Origin of the sequence: Enterobacter sp. ZOR0014 (genome assembly GCF_000798855.1) — a bacterium.
GTDB lineage: Bacteria > Pseudomonadota > Gammaproteobacteria > Enterobacterales > Enterobacteriaceae > Enterobacter > Enterobacter kobei.
Map to the genome: position 1 here is coordinate 1 of NZ_JTLF01000040.1, position 6,152 is coordinate 6,152.

General features: G+C 55.0%; 6 protein-coding genes and 1 pseudogene. All 7 read left to right on the forward strand.

The window, feature by feature from the left end; translation table 11 throughout:
* Nucleotides 1-263, forward strand: a pseudogene (locus L977_RS01460) (electron transport complex subunit RsxC); the annotation flags it as partial.
* Entirely contained in the window at nt 264-1,316 is a 1,053-nt protein-coding gene (gene rsxD, locus L977_RS01465) for an electron transport complex subunit RsxD (protein ID WP_047624421.1), read from the forward strand.
* Between the two features lie 10 nt (nt 1,317-1,326).
* Nucleotides 1,327-1,947, forward strand: coding sequence for an electron transport complex subunit RsxG (gene rsxG, locus L977_RS01470; protein ID WP_047624423.1), 621 nt, complete (start codon nt 1,327-1,329; stop codon nt 1,945-1,947).
* A 2-nt stretch (nt 1,948-1,949) separates the two neighbouring features.
* Nucleotides 1,950-2,636 (forward strand): electron transport complex subunit E, encoded by a 687-nt coding sequence (locus L977_RS01475; RefSeq protein ID WP_023337188.1) that lies wholly within the window; start codon nt 1,950-1,952, stop codon nt 2,634-2,636.
* Nucleotides 2,633-3,268: an endonuclease III gene (gene nth, locus L977_RS01480; RefSeq protein ID WP_023338272.1), complete on the forward strand. Its 636-nt coding sequence runs from the start codon at nt 2,633-2,635 to the stop codon at nt 3,266-3,268. The genes L977_RS01475 and nth overlap by 4 nt, the downstream gene beginning before the upstream one ends.
* 605 nt (nt 3,269-3,873) lie before the next feature.
* Complete coding sequence (dtpA, locus tag L977_RS01485) at nt 3,874-5,382, forward strand: dipeptide/tripeptide permease DtpA (RefSeq protein ID WP_014883575.1); 1,509 nt, start codon at nt 3,874-3,876, stop codon at nt 5,380-5,382.
* A gap of 105 nt (nt 5,383-5,487) precedes the next feature.
* Nucleotides 5,488-6,093, forward strand: a complete 606-nt coding sequence (gstA, locus tag L977_RS01490) for a glutathione transferase GstA (RefSeq protein ID WP_014883574.1) — start codon at nt 5,488-5,490, stop codon at nt 6,091-6,093.
* Nucleotides 6,094-6,152 lie beyond the last annotated feature (59 nt).

Genomic DNA, 6,152 nt, shown 5'->3' on the forward strand with positions numbered 1-6,152 from the left:
AAGCCGCTGTTGAAGCCGCGATTGCCCGCGCCAAAGCGCGTAAAGCGGCGCAGCAGGCACCTGCAGCAGAACCAGAAGCACCGGTTGACCCGCGTAAAGCTGCCGTTGAAGCGGCGATAGCCCGCGCCAAAGCCCGTAAAGCAGCGCAGCAGGAAGAGCAGCCGCAGGCCGCTAACGATGACCCGCGCAAGGCCGCCGTCGCTGCCGCGATTGCGCGCGTTCAGGCGAAGAAAGCCGCACAGCAAGCCGTTAACGAGGATTAAATGGTTTTCAGAATCGCAAGTTCCCCTTACACCCATAATCAGCGTCAGACATCGCGTATTATGATGCTGGTTTGCCTGGCCGCGCTGCCGGGCATTGCCGTTCAGTGCTGGTTTTTCGGCTGGGGAACCCTGTTCCAGATAGCCCTGGGCTGTATCAGCGCCGTAGCGGCAGAGGCGCTGGTGCTGAAGCTTCGCAAGATGACGGTCTCCCGCATTCTTGCCGACAACTCCGCGCTGCTGACCGGCCTGCTGCTGGCCATCAGTATTCCGCCGTTTGCCCCGTGGTGGATGGTCGTCCTCGGTACCGTTTTTGCCGTGGTTATTGCCAAACAGCTGTATGGCGGGCTCGGCCATAACCCATTTAACCCGGCGATGATCGGCTATGTGGTGCTGCTGATCTCCTTCCCGGTACAAATGACCAGCTGGCTTCCACCCCATGACATTGCCGCCACGGTGCCAGGCTTTATGGATGCCCTGCACGTGATCTTTACCGGCCATACGGCGCTCGGCGCGGATATGAACGCGCTGCGTATGGGCGTGGACGGCATCAGCCAGGCGACGCCGCTCGATACGTTCAAAACGTCCCTGCATGCCGGGCACAGCGTCGAGCAAATCATGAAATCCGCCATCTACAGCGGTATGCTCGCGGGTGCAGGCTGGCAGTGGGTTAACCTGGCGTATCTGCTGGGTGGCCTGTTCCTGCTGCAGCAGAAGGCCATCCGCTGGCATATTCCGGTCAGCTTCCTCGTGACGCTGGCGGTTTGTGCCACCCTTGGCTGGGTCTTCTCCCCTGAGTCGCTGGCCAGCCCGCAGATGCATTTGCTCTCCGGTGCAACGATGCTGGGCGCGTTCTTTATCCTGACCGATCCGGTGACGGCGTCTACGACTAACCGTGGCCGCTTAATCTTCGGTGCGCTGGCAGGACTGCTGGTCTGGCTCATCCGTAGCTTTGGCGGTTATCCGGACGGGGTGGCGTTCGCCGTCCTGCTCGCCAACATCACCGTTCCACTCATCGACTATTACACGCGCCCGCGCGTGTACGGCCATCGTTAAGGGTGTCGCGATGCTGAAAACAATGCAAAAACATGGCGTCACGCTGGCCGTTTTCGCCGCCGTACTCACCGGAATGACGGCGCTGGTGAATGAGCTGACCAAATCGACCATTGATGAACAGGCGGTGAAGCAGCAAAAAGCGCTGTTCGATCAGGTGATCCCGTCGGATTTTTACGATAATGACCTGCAAAAGAGCTGCTTCGTGGTAGACGCGCCGCAGCTTGGAAAAGGCCCGCACCGCCTGTTTATCGCCCGCAAAGGGGATAAACCGGTCGGCGCGGTAATGGAGGCGACGGCGCCCGACGGCTATTCCGGCGCCATTCAGCTGCTCGTCGGCAGCGATTTCTCCGGCACCATACTGGGCACCCGCGTGACGCAGCATCATGAAACGCCGGGCCTGGGCGATAAAATTGAAACCCGTCTGAGCAACTGGATTTTGCACTTTGCCGGTAAAGTGATCCATGGTGAAGATGACACCGCGTTTGCGGTGAAAAAAGACGGCGGCGAGTTTGACCAGTTCACGGGCGCGACCATCACGCCGCGCGCGGTGGTGAACGCCGTAAAACGGGCCGGGCTGTATGCTGAAACGCTACCCGCGCAAATCAACAATCTTCCGGCCTGTGGAGAGTGATCATGAGCCAGGTTAAAGAGGTTATTGTCCAGGGACTGTGGAAGAACAACTCCGCGCTGGTTCAGCTGCTGGGGATGTGCCCACTGCTGGCCGTGACGTCAACGGCCACCAATGCGCTTGGTCTCGGTCTGGCAACGACGCTGGTGCTGACCCTGACCAACCTCTCCATTTCAGCCCTGCGCCGCTGGACCCCGTCGGAAATCCGTATTCCGATTTACGTTATGATCATTGCGTCGGTGGTCAGTATCGTCCAGATGCTGATTAACGCTTACGCCTTCGGTCTGTATCAGTCGCTCGGAATTTTTATCCCTCTGATCGTGACCAACTGTATTGTGGTCGGGCGTGCGGAAGCCTTCGCCGTGAAAAACAGTCCGGCCATGTCGGCGCTGGATGGTTTTTCGATTGGTATGGGTGCGACCGGTGCGATGTTCGTGCTCGGCTCACTGCGCGAGATCCTCGGCAACGGGACGCTGTTTGACGGTGCCGACGCGCTGCTGGGCGGCTGGGCCAAATCGCTACGTATCGAGGTGTTCCATACCGATACGCCATTCCTGCTGGCGATGCTGCCACCTGGCGCGTTTATTGGCCTTGGCATGATGCTGGCAGTAAAATACCTGATTGATGAAAAACGTAAGCGCCGCGCAGCAGAGCGTAGCGTCCAGGAAGGGATCCCCGAGAAGGCCTCATGAATAAAGAAAAGCGCATTGCGATCCTGACCCGTCTGCGGGACGAGAACCCGCATCCGACGACGGAGCTGAATTTTACCTCCCCGTTTGAGCTGCTGATCGCCGTGTTGCTCTCTGCACAGGCTACCGATGTGAGCGTCAATAAAGCGACCGCCCTGCTCTATCCGGTCGCTAATACGCCAAAAGCGATGCTGGAGCTCGGCGTGGAAGGCGTGAAGTCTTATATCAAAACCATCGGATTGTTTAACAGCAAAGCAGAGAATGTGATTAAAACCTGCCGGATCTTGCTGGAACAGCACGGCGGCGAGGTGCCGGAAGACCGCGCAGCGCTGGAAGCGTTGCCGGGTGTAGGACGCAAAACCGCGAACGTGGTGCTTAATACGGCGTTCGGCTGGCCGACGATCGCCGTGGATACGCATATCTTCCGTGTTTCTAACCGCACCAACTTCGCCCCCGGTAAAAATGTTGAGCAGGTCGAAGAGAAGCTGTTAAAAGTGGTGCCCGCCGAATTCAAGGTTGACTGCCATCACTGGCTGATTTTGCACGGCCGTTATACCTGCATCGCCCGTAAACCTCGTTGCGGCTCCTGCATTATTGAAGACCTCTGCGAATTCAAAGAAAAAGTTTATCCCTGAATTGCTGGTCTGAACAATCACAATCCCACATCAGGAGAAGGCCTTCCAAACGTCCCTCTCCTGACCATAAATCATTCGCCTCTTGCCCCTGCTGACTTGTCACTTGTTCGGTGCGTTAACGCTCAAACAGGTTAATACTTTTTTCATAGCCAAAAATTTCTATACATCTGTGATCACGATCACTCTGATAACTTCATGTTGATTTTTTGTTGTCAAAATCATCCCAAAGCCTTTGCCAGACAAGATATAACCGATCAGAACCGGAAGATAAGACCAGCTATTTTTCAGAATATGGGCTATATCACTGCCACAAACGGCAAATAGCAGAACATATCGCCAAAAGCCGATCGGAGAGGGGGAATACCAGTTGAAAAAACTACCTTTACTCACCGTATGAAATTTAACGCTGAATAACATTTGCATGAACCGACGATTATACCACCCCAGATAAATGTAACAGATTATTACAAACGTATTGCCAGACGGGTCAGGATAGTGAACATTACCCGCCGTTTCTCCTCCCAATATAACTATAAGGCGGATGGACTACGGCCATCACGCTATGAACACCCCCGTTAATATGGGATGTAAAAAAAGAGGTATATGTGTCGACTGCAAACAATAAACCAACAGATGAAAGCGTGAGTCTTAACGCTTTTAAACAACCGAAAGCGTTTTATCTCATCTTCTCTATCGAGTTATGGGAGCGTTTTGGTTACTACGGCCTGCAAGGGATCATGGCGGTTTACCTGGTAAAACAGCTGGGTATGTCCGAAGCCGATTCCATCACGCTGTTCTCCTCCTTCAGTGCCCTCGTATACGGCCTGGTTGCTATCGGCGGCTGGCTGGGTGATAAAGTTCTCGGCACCAAACGTGTCATCATGCTGGGCGCCATTGTTCTGGCGATTGGCTATGGGCTGGTCGCATGGTCTGGCCATGACGCCGCAGTGGTGTATATGGGTATGGCGACCATTGCTGTCGGTAACGGATTGTTTAAAGCGAACCCGTCTTCCCTGCTCTCTACCTGTTACAGCAAAGATGACCCACGTCTGGACGGTGCATTCACCATGTACTACATGTCCATCAACATCGGTTCATTCTTCTCCATGCTGGCAACACCATGGCTGGCCGCTAAATTCGGCTGGAGCGTGGCATTTGCGCTGAGCTTCGTGGGCATGCTGATCACCGTAGTGAACTTCTTGTTCTGCCGCAACTGGGTCAAAGACTACGGTTCAAAACCCGATTTCGAACCCGTCCATATGGGCAAACTGCTGGCGACCATCGTGGGCGTTGTGATTCTGGCGGCAATCGCCACCTGGCTGCTGCACAACCAGGGTATCGCACGTGCGGTGCTGGGCGTGGTTGCGCTGGGTATCGTGGTCATCTTCGCGAAAGAAGCGTTCGCGATGCAGGGTGCTGCGCGCCGTAAGATGATTGTGGCCTTCATTCTGATGCTGGAAGCGATTATCTTCTTCGTACTGTACAGCCAGATGCCAACCTCTCTGAACTTCTTCGCCATTCGTAACGTTGAGCACTCTATCCTGGGTATCGCGTTCGAGCCGGAGCAGTATCAGGCGCTGAACCCGTTCTGGATTATGATTGGCAGCCCGATTCTGGCAGCTATCTATAACAAGATGGGCGACCGTCTGCCAATGCCGCACAAGTTTGCAATTGGTATGGTGCTGTGCTCCGGTGCGTTCCTGGTGCTGCCGCTGGGGACCAAATTTGCGACCGACGCCGGTATCGTCTCCGTAAACTGGCTGATTCTGAGCTATGCGCTGCAGTCTATCGGCGAACTGATGATCTCCGGTCTGGGCCTGGCGATGGTGGCACAGCTGGTTCCACAGCGTCTGATGGGCTTCATTATGGGTAGCTGGTTCCTGACCACTGCCGGTGCAGCAATTATCGCAGGTAAGATTGCGAACCTGATGGCCGTGCCGGAAAACGTCACTGACCCACTGGTCTCCCTGAATGTCTACGGTACCGTGTTCATGCAGATTGGTATCGCGACAGCGGTGATTGCAGTTCTGATGCTGCTGACCGCGCCGAAACTGAATCGTATGACTCAGGACGACGACAAGACGGCCAAGGCAAGCGAAACCGCGACTGCGTAAGAGTATTGAGAAACGACTGTTGAGAAGCCGCTAATGCATTAGCGGCTTTTTTTTTGCCTGTTCGCGCACTAACATAGCTGAAACCTCAGCAAAAAGGAGTTACCGATGAAACTGTTCTACAAACCGGGCGCGTGCTCTCTTGCTTCCCATATCACCCTGCGCGAGAGCGGCAAAGATTTCACGCTCGATGGCGTTGATCTGATGAAAAAGCGTCTGGAGAATGGCGATGATTTCCTTGCCATTAACCCGAAGGGACAAGTTCCAGCGCTGTTGCTGGATGACGGAACTCTGCTGACAGAAGGCGTTGCCATCATGCAATTCCTGGCGGACAACGTACCGGATCGCCAGCTTCTTGCCCCCACCGGCAGCATTGCACGTTATAAGACCCTGGAGTGGTTAAACTATATCGCTACCGAGTTACATAAAGGCTTTACTCCCCTGTTCCGCCCGGATACGCCGGAAGAGTACAAACCGACCCTGCGCGCGCTTCTTGAGAAAAAGCTGCAGTATGTAAACGCGTCGCTGAAAGACGATCAGTGGATTTGTGGTTCCCGTTTCACGATTGCCGATGCCTATCTGTTTACCGTGCTGCGCTGGGCGCGGGCGGTTAAGCTCAATATGGAAGGGTTAGACCATATTACATCGTATATGACCCGTATGGCGGAGCGTCCTGCGGTGGCTGCGGCACTGAAAGCGGAAGGTCTTAGCTAATATCGCCCGGCGGCGCTTCGCTTGCACGGGCCTACGGGTTTTGTAGGCCGGGTAAGCGC

Bases quoted from the DNA above. Each gene is read 5' to 3' on its own strand.
- gstA (WP_014883574.1), top strand. From the start codon at position 5,488: ATGAAACTGTTCTACAAACCGGGCGCGTGCTCTCTTGCTTCCCATATC.
- nth (WP_023338272.1), top strand. From the start codon at position 2,633: ATGAATAAAGAAAAGCGCATTGCGATCCTGACCCGTCTGCGGGACGAG.
- L977_RS01475 (WP_023337188.1), top strand. From the start codon at position 1,950: ATGAGCCAGGTTAAAGAGGTTATTGTCCAGGGACTGTGGAAGAACAAC.
- rsxD (WP_047624421.1), top strand. From the start codon at position 264: ATGGTTTTCAGAATCGCAAGTTCCCCTTACACCCATAATCAGCGTCAG.
- rsxG (WP_047624423.1), top strand. From the start codon at position 1,327: ATGCTGAAAACAATGCAAAAACATGGCGTCACGCTGGCCGTTTTCGCC.